The 17,774-nt window shown below is 67.8% G+C and carries 18 protein-coding genes; 13 read left to right on the top strand and 5 right to left on the bottom strand.

Annotation, left to right across the window (positions count from 1 at the left end; genetic code table 11):
- Nucleotides 1–36: 36 nt before the first annotated feature.
- Entirely contained in the window at nucleotides 37–1,359 is a 1,323-nt protein-coding gene (gene ugpB, locus NUU27_RS21680) for a sn-glycerol-3-phosphate ABC transporter substrate-binding protein UgpB (RefSeq protein ID WP_257764387.1), read from the bottom strand.
- Between the two features lie 209 nt (nucleotides 1,360–1,568).
- Between ugpB and NUU27_RS21675 the strand changes: the two genes are divergently transcribed.
- From NUU27_RS21675 to NUU27_RS21660, 4 genes are read left to right on the top strand one after another with little or no spacing between them, the layout of a single operon-like run.
- Complete coding sequence (locus tag NUU27_RS21675; RefSeq protein ID WP_257764386.1) at nucleotides 1,569–2,210, top strand: 1-acyl-sn-glycerol-3-phosphate acyltransferase; 642 nt, start codon at nucleotides 1,569–1,571, stop codon at nucleotides 2,208–2,210.
- Complete coding sequence (locus NUU27_RS21670; RefSeq protein WP_257764385.1) at nucleotides 2,207–3,157, top strand: phosphatidate cytidylyltransferase; 951 nt, start codon at nucleotides 2,207–2,209, stop codon at nucleotides 3,155–3,157. Before NUU27_RS21675 ends, NUU27_RS21670 begins: the two co-directional genes overlap by 4 nt.
- Entirely contained in the window at nucleotides 3,154–3,540 is a 387-nt protein-coding gene (locus NUU27_RS21665) for a hypothetical protein (protein WP_257764384.1), read from the top strand. The genes NUU27_RS21670 and NUU27_RS21665 overlap by 4 nt, the downstream gene beginning before the upstream one ends.
- Nucleotides 3,537–4,175, top strand: coding sequence for a CDP-alcohol phosphatidyltransferase family protein (locus NUU27_RS21660; RefSeq protein ID WP_257764383.1), 639 nt, complete (start codon nucleotides 3,537–3,539; stop codon nucleotides 4,173–4,175). The genes NUU27_RS21665 and NUU27_RS21660 overlap by 4 nt, the downstream gene beginning before the upstream one ends.
- Before the next feature lie 7 nt (nucleotides 4,176–4,182).
- On the opposite strand, the gene NUU27_RS21655 is transcribed toward NUU27_RS21660, so the two are convergent.
- Both NUU27_RS21655 and NUU27_RS21650 read right to left on the bottom strand, forming a co-directional pair.
- Nucleotides 4,183–5,655 (bottom strand): amidohydrolase family protein, encoded by a 1,473-nt coding sequence (locus NUU27_RS21655; protein WP_257764382.1) that lies wholly within the window; start codon nucleotides 5,653–5,655, stop codon nucleotides 4,183–4,185.
- Nucleotides 5,656–5,665: 10 nt separating this feature from the next.
- A complete protein-coding gene (locus NUU27_RS21650; RefSeq protein ID WP_257764381.1) occupies nucleotides 5,666–6,361 on the bottom strand; it encodes a GntR family transcriptional regulator in 696 nt (231 codons plus the stop codon).
- A gap of 205 nt (nucleotides 6,362–6,566) precedes the next feature.
- Here NUU27_RS21650 and NUU27_RS21645 point away from each other — a divergent pair, with 205 nt between their 5' ends.
- The 9 genes from NUU27_RS21645 to NUU27_RS21605 all read left to right on the top strand — a co-directional run bounded on the left by NUU27_RS21645 (nucleotide 6,567) and on the right by NUU27_RS21605 (nucleotide 16,473).
- A complete protein-coding gene (locus NUU27_RS21645) occupies nucleotides 6,567–8,141 on the top strand; it encodes an ABC transporter substrate-binding protein (protein ID WP_257764380.1) in 1,575 nt (524 codons plus the stop codon).
- A gap of 101 nt (nucleotides 8,142–8,242) precedes the next feature.
- On the top strand, nucleotides 8,243–9,235 hold the full coding sequence (locus tag NUU27_RS21640) for an ABC transporter permease (protein ID WP_257764379.1): 993 nt from the start codon (nucleotides 8,243–8,245) through the stop codon (nucleotides 9,233–9,235).
- Nucleotides 9,236–9,248: 13 nt separating this feature from the next.
- Nucleotides 9,249–10,172 carry an ABC transporter permease gene (locus NUU27_RS21635; protein ID WP_257764378.1) on the top strand — a complete coding sequence of 308 codons (924 nt, stop codon included), beginning with the start codon at nucleotides 9,249–9,251 and terminating at the stop codon, nucleotides 10,170–10,172.
- A gap of 4 nt (nucleotides 10,173–10,176) precedes the next feature.
- Nucleotides 10,177–11,145, top strand: coding sequence for an ABC transporter ATP-binding protein (locus NUU27_RS21630; RefSeq protein ID WP_257764377.1), 969 nt, complete (start codon nucleotides 10,177–10,179; stop codon nucleotides 11,143–11,145).
- Nucleotides 11,142–12,275 (top strand): ABC transporter ATP-binding protein, encoded by a 1,134-nt coding sequence (locus NUU27_RS21625; RefSeq protein ID WP_257764376.1) that lies wholly within the window; start codon nucleotides 11,142–11,144, stop codon nucleotides 12,273–12,275. Before NUU27_RS21630 ends, NUU27_RS21625 begins: the two co-directional genes overlap by 4 nt.
- Nucleotides 12,276–12,356: 81 nt before the next feature.
- Nucleotides 12,357–13,019, top strand: a complete 663-nt coding sequence (locus NUU27_RS21620) for a flavin reductase family protein (protein ID WP_257764375.1) — start codon at nucleotides 12,357–12,359, stop codon at nucleotides 13,017–13,019.
- A gap of 14 nt (nucleotides 13,020–13,033) precedes the next feature.
- The gene (locus tag NUU27_RS21615) at nucleotides 13,034–13,774 is read left to right on the top strand and encodes an aspartate/glutamate racemase family protein (RefSeq protein WP_257764374.1); all 741 of its coding nucleotides are present in this window, start codon (nucleotides 13,034–13,036) and stop codon (nucleotides 13,772–13,774) included.
- Between the two features lie 12 nt (nucleotides 13,775–13,786).
- The gene (locus NUU27_RS21610) at nucleotides 13,787–14,977 is read left to right on the top strand and encodes an amidohydrolase family protein (RefSeq protein ID WP_257764373.1); all 1,191 of its coding nucleotides are present in this window, start codon (nucleotides 13,787–13,789) and stop codon (nucleotides 14,975–14,977) included.
- On the top strand, nucleotides 14,977–16,473 hold the full coding sequence (locus NUU27_RS21605; RefSeq protein WP_257764372.1) for an amidohydrolase family protein: 1,497 nt from the start codon (nucleotides 14,977–14,979) through the stop codon (nucleotides 16,471–16,473). The genes NUU27_RS21610 and NUU27_RS21605 overlap by 1 nt, the downstream gene beginning before the upstream one ends.
- A gap of 13 nt (nucleotides 16,474–16,486) precedes the next feature.
- Here the strand turns inward: NUU27_RS21605 and iolB are convergent, their stop codons facing one another.
- A complete protein-coding gene (gene iolB / locus NUU27_RS21600) occupies nucleotides 16,487–17,299 on the bottom strand; it encodes a 5-deoxy-glucuronate isomerase (RefSeq protein ID WP_257764371.1) in 813 nt (270 codons plus the stop codon).
- Nucleotides 17,300–17,467: 168 nt separating this feature from the next.
- Nucleotides 17,468–17,656 (bottom strand): DUF3329 domain-containing protein, encoded by a 189-nt coding sequence (locus tag NUU27_RS21595; RefSeq protein ID WP_257764370.1) that lies wholly within the window; start codon nucleotides 17,654–17,656, stop codon nucleotides 17,468–17,470.
- Nucleotides 17,657–17,774: the final 118 nt, after the last annotated feature.

The following is a 17,774-nucleotide window of genomic DNA, read 5'->3' as shown; positions in this document are numbered from 1 at the left end:
CCGGCGGATCACACCGCCGGCCGTGGGCCTCGTCCGTCAGCGGGCCGACTGCTCGAAGCGGCGCAGCAATTCGTTGCCGCGTTTCGCCGCCTCGTCGAGCGCCGCCTTGGCGTCCTTCTGGCCCTGCCAGACCGCTTCCAGCTCCTCGTCGATGACGGTGCGGATCTGGTCGAAATTGCCGAGCCGGATGCCCTTGGAGTTGTCGGTCGGCGCCTTGCCCGTCATCTGCAGGATGGCGACGTCCGTGCCGGGATTCTCGTCGTAGAAGCCCTGCTCCTTGGTCAGCTCATAAGCCGCCGTGGTGATCGGCAAATAGCCGGTGTCCTGGTGCCACTGCGCCTGCACCTCGGCGCTCGACATGTAGGTCAGAAACTTGGCGACGCCGGCATACTCGTCCGCTTCGTGACCGGACATGACCCACAGCGAGGCACCGCCGATGATGGTGTTGAAGGGGGCGCCTTCCTGGTCCGGCCAGTAGGGCAGATTGGTGACGGTGAATGGGAAGTCGGCTTCCGCCTTCACGCCTGCATAGCCGGCTGAGGATTCGGTGAACAGGGCGCATTCGCCGGAGCGGAAGCGCGCACCGCCCTCGTTGCGGCGGCCGGAATAGCTGAACAGGCCGTTCTTGGCCCATTCGCCGAGCTTGGAAATGTGCTTCACCTGCAGGTCGCCGTTGAAGACCAGCTCGGTGTCGGTGCCCGCGAAGCCGTTCGCCTGGGTGGCGAAGGGTACGTTGTGATAGGCGCTCAGATTCTCGAGATGAATCCACGACTGCCAGGCGGTCGTGAGGGGGCAGGCCGAGCCCGCTTCCTTCAGCTTGACGAGGATCTCCTCCACTTCCGGCCAGGTTGCCGGCTTCGCCTCGGGGTCGAGCCCGGCATCCTCGAGCGCCTTCTTGTTGAGGTAGAGGACGGGGGTCGAGGAATTGTAGGGCAGCGACAGCATCTGGCCGTCGGCCGTGGTGTAGTAGCCGGCGACCGGTGCCAGATAGGCGTTCGGGTCGAAGGGCTCGTTGGATTCGGCCATCACTTCGTAGACGGGCTTCACCGCGCCCTTGGCGGCCATCATGGTCGCCGTGCCGACTTCGAAGACCTGCAGGATGTGCGGCTGTTCGCCGGCGCGGAAGGCGGCGATGCCGGCATTCAGCGTCTCGGAGTAGTTGCCCTTGGGGGAGCCGACCACCTTGTAGTCGCTCTGGCTCTCGTTGAAGCCGGCGATCTGCTGGTCGATCAGCTCGCCGAGCCGGCCCGTGAACGCGTGCCAAAGCTGGATCTCGGTCTGCGCCTGAGCAGTCCCAAGCGTGGCGGGAAATACCGCCGTCAGCACTGCTGCAGCGGAAATCATTGCGCGAAACTTCATTGCTGTTCTCCCTACTCTACCGTGTCGCCGGATTGAAGACCGGTCTCTATTGGTCGGCTTATGTAACGGCCGGATGACAGCATCTGCGGAATACATTGTCCATCCTTTTTCCGCGCTGGAAAGTTCATGCCGCCTGCCGCTTGGCGTTTTCAGCCAGCTCGGCCTATACAACACGTTGCATAACAGTTTTGGGGATGAACGGGGGATCGATGGACTTCCTGACGCGGGTTGCGGCGGCGGCCATCACGCTGTTTGCGCGCTTCATAACCGCCGTACGCGGCGACTGGCGCGGCATCGAACCGGTGCCCCGGCAGCGCGTCTATTTCGCGAATCACGTCAGCCATGGCGATTTCATCCTCCTGTGGACCGTGCTGCCGCCGCGCATGCGCCGCCAGACGCGGCCCGTCGCCGGCGCCGACTATTGGCTCAAATCGCCGATCCGCCGCTTCATCGGCCGCGACGTCTTCAATGCCGTGCTGATCGACCGAAACCGCGAATCGCGCACTGACGACCCGATCGCGCAGATGGCCGAGGCGCTCGACGGGGGCGCCTCGCTGATCGTGTTTCCCGAGGGCACGCGCAACGAGACCGATGCGGCGCTGCTGCCCTTCAAGAGCGGCATCTACAATCTCGCCCGGGCGCGGCCGTCGGTCGATCTGGTGCCGGTGTGGATCGACAATCTCAACCGGGTGATGCCGAAGGGCGAATTCGTGCCCGTGCCGCTCATCTGCACCGTCACCTTCGGCGCGCCGCTTCATGTCGGGGCCGACGAGACCAGAGAGGCCTTCCTGGCGCGCGCCCGCGAGGCGCTCTTCTCCCTCTCCCCCCATGCGCAGGGCAACGGCCGATGACCGCACCGCATATCGATCTCCTCAAGCTTCTTTCCGGGCTCGCCGCGGTGCTCGTCGCGGCTTCAATAGCCGGCTATATCCTCCAGCGCCGATTATCGCCGGATGGCTCCAACGCGGTGATCGAGAACCTGAACGACCGGGTGAAGGCCTGGTGGGTGATGATCATCCTGATGGGGGCGGCGCTGCTGTTCGGCCGCACCGGCATCATCCTGCTGTTCGGCTTCGCCTCCTTTGCGGCGCTGCGCGAGTTCGTCACCCTCACCGACACGCGGCGCGGCGACCATTGGGCGGTTGCCGCCGCCTTCTTCGTCATCCTGCCGTATCAGTATTATCTGGTGTTCATCGACTGGTACGGGCTCTACTCCATCTTCATCCCCGTCTATGCGTTCCTGCTGCTGCCGATCGTCGCGGCGCTGCGCGGCGACACGGACCGCTTCCTGATCCGCGTCGCGGAGGTGCAGTGGGCGCTGATGATCTGCGTCTTCTGCGTCTCGCACGTGCCGGCGCTGCTCAGCCTTGAGATCCCCGGCTATGAGGGCCGCAACCTGCTGCTGATCGCCTTCCTGGTCGTCGTCGTGCAGTCGAGCGACGTCCTGCAATATGTCTGGGGCAAGCTTCTCGGCCGCACCAGGATCGCGCCCGACCTGTCGCCGTCGAAGACAGTGGAGGGCTTCGTCGGCGGAGCGCTGAGCGCGACGCTGGTCGGCGCCGGCCTGTCGTGGATGACGCCGTTCACGCCGCTGCAGGCCGGTCTTCTGTCGCTGGTCATCGTGCTCATGGGCTTCTTCGGCGGCCTCGTCATGTCGGCCATCAAGCGCGATCGCGGCGTCAAGGACTGGGGCCATCTGATCGCCGGCCATGGCGGCTTCATCGATCGGCTGGATTCGGTGATCTTCTCGGCGCCCATCTTCTTCCACGTGGTGCGCTACTGGTGGTCTCTCACATGAGCGGCACCCTTGCGCGGCTGGCGAGAAGCAGCGCCGTCCACATGGGCTTCGCCTTCCTGGCGATGGGCGGCTGGGCGGTCTTCGCCAACCGCGGCCATGCGATGCCGGGACCGCTTCTTGCGGGCCTGGTGCAGGGATTTCTGTCGGCTGCCATCACGCTCTTCCTGAAGCGGGCCATCGAGTGGCTGGTCGCGCAGTTCGGCGGCATCGCCGGCCTGGTGCTGCCGCCACTGATCGCCTGCCTCACCTCGCTCACCCTCCTGTCGGCGATCCACGCGCTTGCCGGCACGCCGGAAATCCTGGCGACCATCGCCCTGCCGTTGACCGTCGCCACCAGCTATGCCGCCCTCTACACCTACACGCTTTGGAGCGCCCGACCATGAGCAAGGCCGACAACCGCCGCCCGCTGGCCAGCCGGGACACCGGCTGGGCGCGGACCCTGACGCGCTGGCTGGCCGCCGGCCCCGTCACGCCGAACCAGATCTCCGTCGCCAGCATCGGCTTTGCCGCGCTCGCCGGTCTTGCCCTGTGGCAGGCGGGCGGCGCCGAAGGCATCGCGCGGCCGGTCCTCCTCGTCCTCGGCGGCCTGTGCGTCCAGCTTCGCCTCCTGTGCAACCTGCTCGACGGCCTGGTGGCGGTCGAGGCTGGCAAGGGATCGCCCGACGGCGCGTTCTGGAACGAGTTCCCCGACCGCATCGCCGATCTGCTGATCCTGGTCGGGCTCGGCTATGGCGTCGGCCTGCCGGCGCTCGGCTTCGCGGCAGCGAGCTTCGCCATCCTCACCGCCTATGTGCGCGAGCTTGGCCGCGCCTGCGGCCAGCCGGCCGATTTTTCCGGCCCCATGGCCAAGCCGCACCGCATGGCGGCGATCACCGCGGCGGCGGCATTGTCGCTGTTCGAGCCCTTGTGGGACGGCCATGGCGAGGTGCTCACCATCGCCCTGTGGGTGATCGCGCTCGGCACCGCCCTGACGGCGCTCCGCCGCGCGGCGCGGCTGGTCGGCCGGCTGCGGGGCTGAACAGCGCCTAATCCGCGGGCGCGTCTGCAAACCGGCGTTGGGAGACGCGCCAGTAGTCCGGCGGCTCGACGAGGAGATGCGACAGGCCGGCGCGCTCGAAAGCGCGCTTCGCCTCCCCCGCCGCGGCCTCGAGGAGGCCAGGCTCGTCGAGATGCGCGATGCGCCGCCCGCGCATCAGGACCCTCCCGTCGACCAGCACGGTGTCGACATCGGCGGCCGAGGCGAAATGGGCGATCTTGGTCACCGGCATGGTCGGCGGATAAAGATGCGGCTTCTGCATGTCGACGAGCACGATATCGGCTTTCTTGCCCGCTTCGAGCGAGCCGAGGTCGGCTTGAAGGCCGAGCGCGCGGGCCGCGTCGATGGTGGCCATCTCCAGCGTCTTGCCGGGCGGCAGATAGGACGGGTCCCGGAAGTGGCGGCGATGATAGTGCATGCACTGGGCCATGTGGCGGAACATGTCGAAGCCGCGGTCCGGCGCCGCCGCATCGGAGCCCAGGCAGACGGTGACGCCCGCCTCCAGCAGCTCCGGCACCGGGCAGCGGCCATAGATCGACATGATGGCGCTGGGATTGTGCACGATCGCCGCGCCCGTCTCGCCGAGCGCCGCGAGATCCGCCGACGTCAGGTCGACGCTGTGGCCGAGCAGGGCAAAGGGGCCGAGCACGCCCAGATCGCGGGCGAGCGCGATCGAACCGTCGCGATGCCCGTCCTGGGTGAAGATCACGCCGGTCTCCTCGCGCAGCGCCATCATGGCCTCGCCCATGCGCACGACCACGCGCCGGGAGGCCGCATCCTCCACCTCGCCGGCATAGTAGACCGGCATGACCAGACAGACGCCGGTGCGGCGCCGAAGAACGTCGTTCCAGCGGCCGATCAGCTCGGCGCTGACCTCCATCTGCCGCTCGAAGGTGAGGTCGAACTCCTCGAGGCCGCCATCGGCCAGGATGCGCGCATAGCGCTGCGGGAACGGCGCCCTGCCCGCCCCGACAGCCATGATCGTGCGCAGGCCCGATTCCATCGTCGCCGCGCAATGCGCGTCGCCGGCAGCGGCATCGTCGGTGCGGTAGATATCGGCACCGCCGCCGAGCAGCGAGACGGCGGTGGTGACCCCGCCACGCAGACGCTCGAGCTGCACCAGCGCCTGTTCGGCTCGCCAGAACGACGGCGTGGCGACACGCGCATAGATGCGCCTGCAGGCCTCGAACCAGGCATTCGTGTCGCCGGCACCCGCCGCGCGCACGAGCCCGTGCCCGGCATGCGAGTGGGAATCGATCAGGCCGGGGATCGCCACCATGCCGCCCGCGTCGATCACCTCGCCGGCCTCGACGGGTTCGTCCATCCCTGCCGATCCGATGCCCGCGATGCGGTCGCCGGTGACGGCGATCCAGGCCTTCTCGATCACCCGGCGCTGCGGGTCGACGGTTATGGCGGTGACATTCCGGATCAGGACGTCCGGACGGCGGTTCGGGTCGCTCACGGACATCGCGCTAGCGCCGGGGAGACAGGATGTCGGCGAGGTTGCGCGCCGGGGCGCGCTCGCCTTCGAGGTCGAGCTGCGCCTCGATGTGCGCGAGGTGATGCTTCATCACCTCGATCGCCGCGGCCGCGTCATGCGCGACGATCGCTTCGACGAGCGCCTCATGCTCGTCGGGACCGCAATTGTGGGCCGAGCGCGACTGATAGAGCGCGGTGATCAGCGAGGTGCGCGAGACGAGGTCGCGCAGCAGGCCGGCGAGGATCTGCGACTGGGCAAGATCGGCGATGAGCATGTGGAAGGCGCCGGAAAGCCGGATCGCGGTCTCGAAGTCGCCGGCGTCATGCGCCCGGCGTTCGGCCGCCACGTGATCGCGCAGGCGCCGCGCTCCCTGATCGTCGATGGTGGCGCAGAGCCGCTCGACCAGCCGCTCCTCGATCGTGCGGCGCGCGAAGAAGACGTCGCGCGCTTCCTCGATCGACGGCTCGGCGACGAAGGCCCCCCGGTTCGGCACCAGCGTGATGAGGCCGTCGCGCGCCAGATGCTGGAGCACCTGGCGGATGCGCGCCCGGTTGACGTTGAAGATCTCCGCCAGGTGCTCTTCCTTGAGCCGCGTTCCCGGCGCGAGCTGCCGGTCGACGATCGACGACCAGATCCTGTCGTGGATGTCCTGGTCGGTCGCCGGCCGGTTGGTCGTCTTGGCGTCCATTCCGTCCCTCCCGCCCGCCTCTCGGGCGGCCCTCTCGTTGGTGCCGTTTCATTGAAACCGCTTCGCAGCGCAAGTCAACGAGACTGTTAACAAATATTGTTGACAATATCAATTCCGAATGTCAACAATATGAGAAGGACCGGGATTGCAGGGCGCCCAAGACGCCGCGCAGGGGACCGGTTCCCGAAGCAAAATGGGAGACTGCATGATGAAGAGACTTCTTCTGGCGGCCACCGCCGCGACCCTGGTCGGCCTCAGCGCCGCCGCCCCGGCGAGTGCCGCCGAGATCCGCTACGCCTCGGCGGGCGACATCTACGGGCTCGACCCGCATTCGATGACCGATTCATTCTCGATCAACTTCCTGCAGCACATCTACGAGCCGCTGGTCCGCTACAGCAAGGACCTCAAGATCGAGCCGGCGCTGGCCGAGCGCTGGGAAGCGGTCCAGCCCGACGTCGTGCGCTACCACCTGCGCCAGGGCGTCAAGTTCCACGACGGCGCAGCCTTCACAGCGGACGACGTGGTCGTCTCCCTCAAGCGGGCCACGCATGAGAAGTCGCCGATCAAGGGCAACCTGCCGGCGCTCAAGGACGTCGTGAAGATCGACGACTTCACGGTCGACCTGCACCTGACGGGGCCGACGCCGCTGCTCAACAACTTCCTCACCAACATGTCGATCTTCGACGCGGGCTGGCTGGAGGCCAACAACGCCGTCGAGCCGGTGAACGCGCAGCAGGGCGAAGAGGGCTTCACGACGCGCAACGCCAACGGCACCGGCCCCTTCAAGCTGGAAAGCCGCCGGCCGGACGCGCAGACCGTGCTCCTCGCCAACGAAGACTGGTGGGACACGCCCCAGCACAACCTCACCAAGATCATCCACACGCCGATCGGCTCGGACGCGACGCGCGTCGCCGCGCTCTTGTCCGGCGAGATCGACATCATCGTTCCCTCGCCGCTTCAGGATGCCGGTCGCATCGCCAATTCGGCGGGCGTGAAGGTGCTCGAGGCGCCGGGCCTGCGCACGATCATGATGGGCTTCAACATCAAGGACGAGCTCAACGACGGCGACGTGGAGGGCAACCCGTTCCAGAATCCGGCGGTGCGCAAGGCGGTGTACCAGGCAATCAACATGGATCTGATCCGCGACCGCATCATGCGCGGCAAGTCGCGCAATGCCGGCGCGCTGGTGGCGCCCGAGGTGCCGGGCTTCGACGCGGCCGTCAACGAACGCTTCGCCCACGATTTGGAGGCGGCCAAGGCGGCGCTCGCCGAAGCCGGCTATCCGAACGGCTTCCAGTTCAACATGAACTGCCCCAACGACGCCTATGTCAACGACGAGGAGATCTGCCAGGCCATGGCGGCGATGCTGGCCCAGGCCGGCCTCAAGCCGAAGCTCGTCACCGAGGCCCGCACGCTGCATTTCCAGAAGGCTCTGGCCGGCCAGGCCGACCTGTTCATGCTCGGCTGGGCGACGCTGCCGATGCTCGACGGCTACAGCGTTTTGTCGGCCATGCTGCACTCGCCGGACGACAAGCTCGGCACCTGGAATCCCGGCGGCTACGTCAACGCCAAGCTCGACGAACTCACGGAACAGGTCGATGTCGAGCTCGATGAGGAAAAGCGCCGTGCGCTGATGGTCGAGGCCTTCGCTATCGCCAGGGACGAGGTCGCCTGGCTGCCGCTGCACCAGCAGCCGCTCTCCTGGGCGACGCGCGACAACGTCCATGTCGAGCAGACCGCCGACGATCTGCTGCGCCTGTGGTACGCCAAGGTCGACTGACGCGATCCGGGTCCCCGCTTCCCGTAAGGCGGGGGCCTTCTTCCTGAACCAGGCCGGCGACCGCACCCAGCGGCGCGCCGGAGCAAATGGAGGATTGCACGATGCCACTCTTCATCCTCAGGCGCGTTCTGCAGGCCGTCATGGTGATGCTCACCGTCGCCTTCATCGCCTTCCTGATGTTCCGCTTCCTCGGCGATCCGGTGAACAGCATCGTCTCGCAGGACGCCACGCAGGTCGAGCGCGAGCAGGTCCGCGAGCGGCTCGGCCTCGACGACCCGCTGCTCGTCCAGTACGGCCGCTTCGTCGTCGACGCGGCGCGGGGCGATTTCGGCATGTCGTATCGCAACGCCCGGCCGGTCAGCGCGCTGCTGGCGGAGCGCTTCCCGGCGACGGCGGAACTGGTGCTGGTGGCGGCGCTGATGTCGCTGGCGATCGGCATTCCCTTCGGCATCTACACCGCATTGCGGCCACGCGGCGTGCTCAGCCAGGCGCTGCAGATCGTGTCGCTGATCGGCATATCGCTGCCCACCTTCGTGACCGGCATCCTGCTCATCCTGTGCTTCTCGGTCTGGCTCGGCTGGCTGCCCTCCTTCGGGCGCGGCGAGGTCGTCGACATCGGCTGGTGGTCGACCGGCTTCCTCACCGCGAGCGGCCTCAAGGCGCTGATCCTGCCCTCCTTCATGCTCTGCATCTTCCAGCTCACGCTGATCATGCGCCTGGTGCGCGCCGAGATGCTGGAGGTGATGCGCACCGACTACATCAAATTCGCCCGGGCGCGCGGCCTCAAGGCCAGGGCGATCAACTTCCGCCACGCGCTGAAGAACACGCTGATCCCGGTCGTCACCATCTTCGGGCTCCAGCTCGGCGGGCTGATCGCCTTCGCCATCATCACCGAGACGGTGTTCCAGTGGCCGGGCATGGGGGCGCTGTTCATCCAGGCCGTCAACTTCACCGACGTCCCGGTGATGGCCGCCTATCTGGTGCTCGTGTCGCTGATCTTCGTGGTGATCAATACGAGCGTCGATCTTCTCTACAACGTCATCGACCCGCGCCTGCGCACCGAGCGCAAGCCGGCGACCAATGCCGGCATCTGAGAAAGGAACGACGATGGCCACCCTTGCAGCCCGTTTGCGCAGCTTCACCGCCGGCGACCTGTTCTATTCCTTCAGGCGTTCCAGGACCACGGTCCTCGCCACCACCGTGCTGGCGCTGATGATGCTCGGCGCATTGCTCGCGCCGCTGGTCGCCCCGCACGATCCCTTCGACATCGCCTCGCTCAGCCTGCTCGACAGCGAGCTCCCGCCGGCCTGGATGGAAGGCTCGAACCCGGCCTACTGGCTCGGCACCGACACCCAGGCGCGCGACGTCTTCTCCTCGATCCTCTACGGCCTGCGCATCTCGCTTTTCGTCGGCGCGGCGAGCGTCCTCCTGGCCGCCGTCCTCGGCGTCTTCCTGGGCCTCGTCGGCGGCTATTTCGGCGGCCTGCTCGACGCCGTCATCATGCGCGTTGCCGACGTTCTGCTCTCCTTCCCGGCGATCCTCGTCGCGCTGCTCATCAACGGCGTGCTGCGCGGCATCCTGCCGGCCGGCCAGCAGGAAAGCGCGGCCCTGATCGTGCTGGTGCTGTCGATCGGCCTCACCAACTGGGTGCAATACGCCCGCACGGTGCGCGGCTCGACGCTGGTCGAGCGGCAGCGGGAATATGTGCAGGCGGCGCGCACCATCGGCGTCGGCTCGCTGCGCATCATGCGCGCGCATATCCTGCCCAACGTGCTGGGCCCGGTCCTGGTCATCGCCACCATCAATCTCGGCATGGCGGTGCTGACGGAGGCGACGCTGTCCTTCCTCGGCGTCGGCATGCCCGCCACCATGCCCTCGCTCGGCACCCTTATCCGCGTCGGCAACGAATATCTGTTCTCCGGCATCTGGTGGGTGGTCATCTTCCCCTCCGCGACGCTCGCCATCCTCGTGCTCGCCGTGAACCTGCTTGGCGACTGGCTGCGCGACGCCCTCAACCCGAAGCTGAGGTAGGACCATGGCTCTGCTCGAAGTCGATCGCCTGAGGGTCGAGTTCCCGACCCGCAACGGCACCCTCACCGCGGTGGACGACGTGTCGTTCACCGTCGAGGAAGGCGAAGTTCTCGGCCTCGTCGGTGAATCCGGCGCCGGCAAGTCGATGACCGGGGCCGCCATCATCGGCCTCATCGAGCCGCCCGGCCACATCGCCGGCGGCGAGATCCGGCTCGACGGCGGCCGCATCGACGCGCTGCGCGGCGAGGCGTTGCGCAAGGTGCGCGGCAAGCAGATCGGGGCGATCTTCCAGGACCCGCTCACCTCGCTCAACCCGTTGTTCACCGTCGGCGACCAACTGGTCGAGACGATCCGCACACACCTGCCGCTGAGCGTCGCGGAGGCACGCCGGCGCGCCGTCGACTGGCTGGCCGAGGTGGGCATCCCGGCGCCCGACAAGCGCATCGACCAGTATCCGCATCAGTTCTCGGGCGGCATGCGCCAGCGCGTCGTGATCGCTCTGGCGCTGTGCGCCGAGCCGCGCCTGATCATCGCCGACGAGCCGACGACGGCGCTCGACGTCTCGGTGCAGGCGCAGATCATCGCGCTCCTGAAGAAGCTCTGCCGCGAGCGCAACGCGGCCGTCATCCTCGTCACCCACGATATGGGCGTGATCGCCGAGACGGCCGACCGGGTGGCGGTGATGTATGCCGGCCGGCTTGCCGAGATCGGTCCGGTGAAGCAGGTGCTGGAGAAGCCGAACCATCCCTATACGGCAGGCCTCATGGGATCGATCCCCCGCATCGGGCCGCGTCCCGAGCGGTTGATCCAGATCGCCGGGTCGATGCCGCGGCTGAGCGACATCCCGGCCGGTTGCGCCTTCAACCCGCGCTGCACCCGTGTCTTCGCAGACTGCCACGTCCACCGCCCGCGGCTCGCCGCGAGCGGCGACGGCGCGGTCGCCTGCCTGCATTACGAAGGAGCCCGGCCATGACGCGCACGATGAGCCTTGCCGCCCGGCGGCCGGCGGGCACCGCTCCGCTGCTCGAGGTGTCGGATCTGCGCAAGCATTTCGCGCTGCCGCGTCCCTTCCTGAACCGCGTGCTCCAGGCCGAGCAGCACCAGCTCGTGCGGGCCGTCGACGGCATCGACTTTACCATCGAGCGCGGCAAGACGCTCAGCCTGGTCGGCGAATCGGGTTGCGGCAAGTCGACGGTCGCCAAGCTGGTGATGGGCCTGATCGGCACCACGTCGGGCAGGATCGTCTTCGACGGCGTCGACCTTTCGCACGCGCCGGCCGGCGCGCCGGCGAAGCTGCGCCGACGCATGCAGATGATCTTCCAGGATCCCTATGCCAGCCTCAATCCGCGCTGGCGCGTACGCGACATCATCGCCGAGCCGCTGCAGACCTACCGGCTGTGCGCCTCCCGCGCCGAGGAAACGAGGGAGGTCGACCGGCTGCTCGAATTCGTCGGGCTGAACGCCAAGGACGGCGACAAGTTCCCGCACGAATTCTCCGGTGGCCAGCGCCAGCGCATCTCGATCGCCCGGGCGATCTCCACGAAGCCGGACTTCCTCGTCTGCGACGAGCCGACCTCGGCCCTCGACGTCTCGGTGCAGGCGCAGATCCTCAACCTGATGCGCGAGATGCAGCGCGAGCTGGGCCTCACCTATCTCTTCATCAGCCATGACCTGGCGGTCGTGAACTTCATGGCGGACTGGATCGGCGTGATGTATCTCGGCCGCCTCGTCGAACTCGCGCCGGCCGAGACCGTCTTCGCCAGCCCCCAGCACCCCTATACGCGGCTGCTGCTCGACACGATCCCCGACCTGACGATGGCAAGGCGCGGCCGGGAGCCGGTGGCCGGCGAGGTGCCGAACCCGATCGACCCGCCGCCCGGCTGCCATTTCCATCCGCGCTGCCCGTTTGCCGAAAGCCGCTGCCGCTCCGAACCGCCGCAACTGCGCGAGACGGTGCTGGGCGCCAGCACGGCCTGCCACGCGGTCGAGGAAGGGCGCCTGCCTCCCGCGGTCGCGTCCGGTTTTGCCGGTGGTGCGATCCCAACAGATGGTGCGCATCTGTTGGGAAAAATCGCCCCACCAGATCAACAGCTTGTGGGCTGACTCGTCGAAACAGATGGAGACCATCTGTTTCGGTCAGACCACTAGACTCGCGCTGCACGCGGCGATGTGAAAGGAAACACGATGGACTTCGACTTCAACCGGTTGCCCGCGCAGGACCGCTACCGCCTGCTCGTCTCCTTCGTCGCCCCGCGCCCCATCGCACTGGTGACGACGGTCGACGAGAACGGCATCCGCAACGCCGCCCCGATGAGCTTCTTCAACGTCTTCTCGCAGGATCCCCCGATCCTCATCCTCGGGATGCAGGCTCGGCCGAACGGCTCGCTCAAGGACACGGTGCGCAACATCCGCCGCTCGGGCGAATTCGTCGTGCACATGGTCGACATGGCGATCGCCGAGCAGATGATCGTGACCGGCATCAATTTCCCGGGCGAGGTGGACGAGATCGAGGCGGCCGGGTTGACCGCCCTGCCGTCGGCCCAGGTGGCGCCGCCGCGCATTGCCGAAAGCCCCTGCGCGATGGAATGCGTGGTCGAGCAGACCATCGACTACGAGCGGCGCTGCATCGTGCTCGGCAAGGTGGTGCACATGCATGTCCGCGACGAATGCCTGGATGCCGCCGGCCGCTACGTGCAGCCCGACAAATATCGGCCGATCGCACGGCTGCACGCCGACAATTACATCGTGGCAGACAACCAGTTCGTGCTGAAGAAGCCGGCGGACCTGCTCCACCACGAGGCCGCACAGGGCTACGCGGAGCCTTCGCTGGCGACCGCCCCCCGCTGATCGATGGCACCAGAATGCGCATCCGCCTGATCAATCCCAACTCCACCGCCTCGATGACGGCCCACGCAGAGCGCGTGGCGCGCGCCGTCGCGGCACCCGGCACGGTGGTCGAGGGCGTCAACCCGGCCGGCACGCCAGCGAGCATCGAGGGCCACGCCGACGAGGCCTTGTCGGTGCCGGCCATGCTGGAGCTCATCCGCAGAGGCGAGCACGACGGCGTCGACGGCCACGTCATCGCCTGCTTCGACGATCCGGGCCTGGGCGCCGCCCGCGAGGTGGCGCGCGCTCCAGTGGTCGGCATCTGCGAGGCGGCGGTGCATGCCGTCAGCATGATCGCCAGGCGCTTCTCCATCGTCACCACGCTGGAGCGCTCCGTGCCGATCATCGAGGATCTGGTGCAGGACTACGGCGCCGGCCGCCGCTGCCGCCGCGTGCGCGCCGTGGACCTGCCGGTGCTGGTGGTCGACGGCGACCCGCTCTACGCGCGCCAGCGCATTGCCGAAGAGATCGGCCGCGCCGTGCGCGAGGAGCGGGCCGAGGCTGTGGTGCTCGGCTGCGCCGGCATGAGCGACCATCGCGGCTGGCTGCAGCAGGAGACCGGCGTGCCCGTGGTCGACGGGGTGGTGGCAGCCGTCAAGTTCATCGAGGCCCTGGCCGGCGCCGGCCTGTCGACCAGCAAGGTCGGCGCCTACGCCTTCCCACTCAACAAGACACCCGCCCTGCCGCACGATGCGGCGGCCGGCGCAACCCGCTGAAAGCCTGAAGACATGACCGAGCTGATCCTCAAGAACGTTCGCCCCATGGGCGGGGCATCGACCGACATCGTGATCCGCAACGGCCGCATCGCCGCCATCGGCGCAGCGAACACCGCTGGCGCTGCCGTCGAGGACGGCGGCGGGGCGATCGCCCTGCCCGGCCTGGTCGAGGCGCATGCGCATCTCGACAAGACGCTGTGGGGCATGGGCTGGCGGCGGCATCAGGCCGGCCCGTCGCTGGAGGACAAGATCTCCACCGAGCGCCGGCTGCGCCGCGAATGGAACATCGACCCGGCGCGCCAGTCGGCGCGGCAGGTGGCGCTCTGCGCCGCGCAGGGCACCACCGCGATCCGCAGCCATGTCGACATCGACACCGATCAGGGCCTGTGGTGCTTCGAAGGGGTCTGCGCGACGCGCGAGCGCTTCGCCCATGTGGCGGACATCGAGATCGTCGCCTTTCCGCAGTCCGGGCTGATGGTCCGCCCCGGCACGCTGGAGCTGATGGACGCGGCGCTCGCGAACGGCGCGGATGTGGTCGGCGGGCTCGACCCCTGCGGCATCGACCGCGACCCGAAGGGCCAGCTCGACGCGATCTTCGCGCTGGCGCAGAAGCACGGCAAGCCGATCGACATCCACCTGCACGAGCCGGACGAGCTCGGCGCGTTCTCGATGGAAATGATCCTCGAGCGCACCCGCGCCACCGGCATGCAGGGCAAGGTGACCATCAGCCACGCCTTCTGCCTCGGCATGGGCGACCGGGCCCGTGCCGCCGCGCTGACCGACAGGCTGGCCGAGCTCGACGTCGCCATCGCGACGACCGCGCCCGCTTCGCGGCCGGTGCCGATGGCCGCCGAGATGCGCGCCGCCGGCGTCCGCCTCTGCGCCGGCTCGGACGGCATCCGCGACACATGGGGCCCTTACGGCAATGCCGACATGCTGGAGCGCGCGCTGTTCATCGGCCTGCGCAACAATTTCCGCCGCGACGAAGACGTCGAATACGCACTGCACATCTGCACGCGCGGCGGCGCCGACGTGATGGAGCTCGCCGGCTATGGGCTCGCCGAAGGCTCCTTCGCCGACATCGTGCTGGTTCAGGCCGAAACGCTTGCCGAAGCCGTCGCCGCGCGGCCGACGCGCCAGCTCGTGCTGAAGCGGGGCCGGCCGGTCGCCCGCGACGGCAAGGCACTGTTCGAGGTGGAATGATGAGCCTCGCCGGCCCCACTCTTTTGACCGCAAGCTGGGTGGTCGGCCATGCCGGCGGCCACCACTGCCTCTATCCGGACGGCGAAATCGTCGTCGAGCGGGACCGCGTCGCCTTCGTCGGCCATGGCTATGGCGGTGCGGTGGCGCGCCGCATCGACTACGGCCACGCGCTGATCGGCCCGGGCTTCATCGATCTCGACGCGCTCGGCGACCTCGACACCACGGCGCTCGGCTACGACAACCAGCCGGCCTGGAAGAAGGGCCGCATCTGGCCGCAGAGCTACATCGACAGCGGCCCGGTTGAGATGTATGACGAGGCCGAGCTCGCCTTCCAGAAGCGCTATGCCTTCTCCAGGCTGATCCGCGGCGGCATCACCACCGCGTTGCCGATCGGTTCCCTGTTCTATCGCGCCTGGGGCGAGACGACGGCCGAGTTCGAGGCCGCCGCCGATGCCGCGCGCGATCTCGGGCTGCGCGTCTATCTGGGGCCGGCCTACCGCACCGGCAACGCGCTGGTGCGCGAGGACGGCACGATCGATTATTTCTTCGACGAGGAGCGTGGCCTGAAGGGCCTCGAAGAGGCGATCGCCTTCTGCCGCAGGATGGAAGGCCGCGACAACGGGCTGATCCGCACCATGCTGGCGCCCGACCGCATCGAGACCTGCACCCCGGACCTCCTGCGCCGCTCGGCCGCCGCGGCGGACGATCTCGACGTGCCGGTGCGGCTCCACTCCAACCAGTCGCGCTTCGAATATGACAGCGTCCTCAAGCTGCGCGGCATGAGCCCGACCGCTTGGATGGCGAGCCTCGGCTTCCTGTCGCCGCGCGCCCTCCTGCCCCACGGCACCTATCTCTCGGGCAGGAACGGCATCGCGCATCGCAGCGACGACCTCGGCATGCTGCGCGACGCCGGCGTGACGATCGTCCACTGCCCGCTGGTCTCGGGCCGGCACGGGACGGCGCTGCAATCCTTCCGCAGCTATCGCGACATGGGACTGCGCATCGGGCTCGGCACCGACACCTATCCGCCCGACATGTTCCTCAACATGCAGGTCGGCATGATGCTGTGCCGGGTCGCCGAGGCGAGCGCGACGGCCTGCCGGTCGCAGGAATTCTACGATGCGGCGACGATCGCCGGCGCCGATGCGCTCCGGCGTCCGGACCTCGGCCGCCTGCAGCCGGGCGCCAAGGCGGACCTGATCGTCGTCGATCTGGACGACCCGTTCGCCGGCCAGGTGATCGATCCGATCCAGACCCTGATGCTCAACGCCCATGCCGCTATGGTGCGCAGCGTCATGATCGACGGGCGCTTCGTGATGGAGGATGGCGTCATTCCCGGCATCGACGACCGCGACTATCGCCGACGCGCGCAGGCCCAGTTCGACGGCGTGGTCGCAAAGTATCCGCTGCGCACCTTCGGCCACCCTCCGGTGCACGAAATCTTCCCCTCCAGCTACCCTGTCGCCGCCCCACAGGACCCGGCAGGAAACCGGTGAAGCGCGCGTCCCATCAGGCCTTGGAATCGCGCTGAAAGATCCAGTCGTGATCGGGATGGTTCTGGAAGCGCCATTTGCGCAAGGGGCCGGCCATGACGTTCAGATAGTACATCTCGTAGCCATAGGGCGCGCCACAGGGGTGGTGCCCCCTGGGCACCAGCACCACGTCGTGGTCGCAGACCGCCATGGTCTCGTCGAGGCTGCCATCCTCGGTGAAGACGCGCTGGACGCCGAAGCCCTGGGCCGGGTTGAGCCGGTGGTAATAGCTCTCCTCCAGATAGGTCATGTTGGGATAGTCGTCCTCGTCGTGCCGGTGCGGCGGGTAGGACGACCAGTTGCCCTGCGGCGTGTAGACCTCCGTCACCAGGAGGCTGTCGGCGACGTCGCGATTCTCCATCGCGATGTTGTGGATGTAGCGCGTGTTGGCACCCTTGCCGCGCTCTTCCAGGCCGATGCCGGCCGGGCCGATCACCTGCGCGTCATACCCGCCCTTGCCGGGTGCGGAACAGACGGCAAGCGTGCAGTGGGTGGTGGCCCTGGCCTGCCAGTGCCGGCCGTTCGGAATGTAGACGGCGTGCGGCGGCAGGCGCTCGAACACGTTCATGCGCTCGCCCAGCGCGCCGAAATCGCGGCCGGCGCCGGAGATCTCGGCCTTGCCCTCGACCAGCACGAGGATCACCTCGCGCTCGCCGGTGTCCTCGGAAGCCACCTCGCCCGGGCGCAGCCGGTAGAGCCCGAAGCCGACATAGCCCCAATCGGCCGATTGGGGCGTGATGTCGTGCACCTTGCCGGACGTGCCGGCGGGTTTGATCAAGAGATCGGACATGACTGGCTCCTTCGCGTTTCGTTCGGCTGCCGGCGCTGCCCCTCACCCTCACCCTCTCCCCGTAAACGGGGAGAGGGAGTCACCAGCGTCGCGGCCATCCTCCTTCTCCCCGCGAGCGGGGAGAAGGTGCCGGCAGGCGGATGAGGGGCGGGTGCCGGCCTTCCACCCCTATTCCTCCGGCGCAAAGGCGATCAGCAGCACCCAGGCGGCATAGACGCCGGCGCCGGTGAAAAGCACGCCCCAGAAGGGACCGCCCGAGACGAACTCGAACAACCCCCAGCCGAGGCAGGCGGCGACCACCGCCACGCGCCGCCATAAAGGACGGAAGAACGGGTGGCCGGGATCAAGCAGTTGCATGGCGCCCTTTCATCTACCCCCCTCTGGCCTGCCGGCCATCTCCCCCTCAAGGGGGGAGATTGAACTTCGCCGATGGTTTCGCCAATCTTCGACTTTGCAGACGGGGCGAAACGTCGAA

Source organism: Nitratireductor sp. ZSWI3 (assembly GCF_024655565.1).
Lineage (GTDB): Bacteria > Pseudomonadota > Alphaproteobacteria > Rhizobiales > Rhizobiaceae > Nitratireductor.
The sequence above is the reverse complement of the archived record's forward strand: the minus strand, read 5'-3'. Positions and strand labels throughout refer to the sequence as shown.

Bases quoted from the DNA above. Each gene is read 5' to 3' on its own strand.
- NUU27_RS21675 (WP_257764386.1), top strand. From the start codon at position 1,569: ATGGACTTCCTGACGCGGGTTGCGGCGGCGGCCATCACGCTGTTTGCG.
- NUU27_RS21615 (WP_257764374.1), top strand. From the start codon at position 13,034: ATGCGCATCCGCCTGATCAATCCCAACTCCACCGCCTCGATGACGGCC.
- NUU27_RS21670 (WP_257764385.1), top strand. From the start codon at position 2,207: ATGACCGCACCGCATATCGATCTCCTCAAGCTTCTTTCCGGGCTCGCC.
- NUU27_RS21640 (WP_257764379.1), top strand. From the start codon at position 8,243: ATGCCACTCTTCATCCTCAGGCGCGTTCTGCAGGCCGTCATGGTGATG.
- NUU27_RS21635 (WP_257764378.1), top strand. From the start codon at position 9,249: ATGGCCACCCTTGCAGCCCGTTTGCGCAGCTTCACCGCCGGCGACCTG.
- NUU27_RS21630 (WP_257764377.1), top strand. From the start codon at position 10,177: ATGGCTCTGCTCGAAGTCGATCGCCTGAGGGTCGAGTTCCCGACCCGC.
- NUU27_RS21610 (WP_257764373.1), top strand. From the start codon at position 13,787: ATGACCGAGCTGATCCTCAAGAACGTTCGCCCCATGGGCGGGGCATCG.
- NUU27_RS21625 (WP_257764376.1), top strand. From the start codon at position 11,142: ATGACGCGCACGATGAGCCTTGCCGCCCGGCGGCCGGCGGGCACCGCT.
- ugpB (WP_257764387.1), bottom strand. From the start codon at position 1,359: ATGAAGTTTCGCGCAATGATTTCCGCTGCAGCAGTGCTGACGGCGGTA.
- NUU27_RS21650 (WP_257764381.1), bottom strand. From the start codon at position 6,361: ATGGACGCCAAGACGACCAACCGGCCGGCGACCGACCAGGACATCCAC.
- NUU27_RS21620 (WP_257764375.1), top strand. From the start codon at position 12,357: ATGGACTTCGACTTCAACCGGTTGCCCGCGCAGGACCGCTACCGCCTG.
- NUU27_RS21660 (WP_257764383.1), top strand. From the start codon at position 3,537: ATGAGCAAGGCCGACAACCGCCGCCCGCTGGCCAGCCGGGACACCGGC.
- iolB (WP_257764371.1), bottom strand. From the start codon at position 17,299: ATGTCCGATCTCTTGATCAAACCCGCCGGCACGTCCGGCAAGGTGCAC.
- NUU27_RS21665 (WP_257764384.1), top strand. From the start codon at position 3,154: ATGAGCGGCACCCTTGCGCGGCTGGCGAGAAGCAGCGCCGTCCACATG.
- NUU27_RS21595 (WP_257764370.1), bottom strand. From the start codon at position 17,656: ATGCAACTGCTTGATCCCGGCCACCCGTTCTTCCGTCCTTTATGGCGG.
- NUU27_RS21605 (WP_257764372.1), top strand. From the start codon at position 14,977: ATGAGCCTCGCCGGCCCCACTCTTTTGACCGCAAGCTGGGTGGTCGGC.
- NUU27_RS21645 (WP_257764380.1), top strand. From the start codon at position 6,567: ATGATGAAGAGACTTCTTCTGGCGGCCACCGCCGCGACCCTGGTCGGC.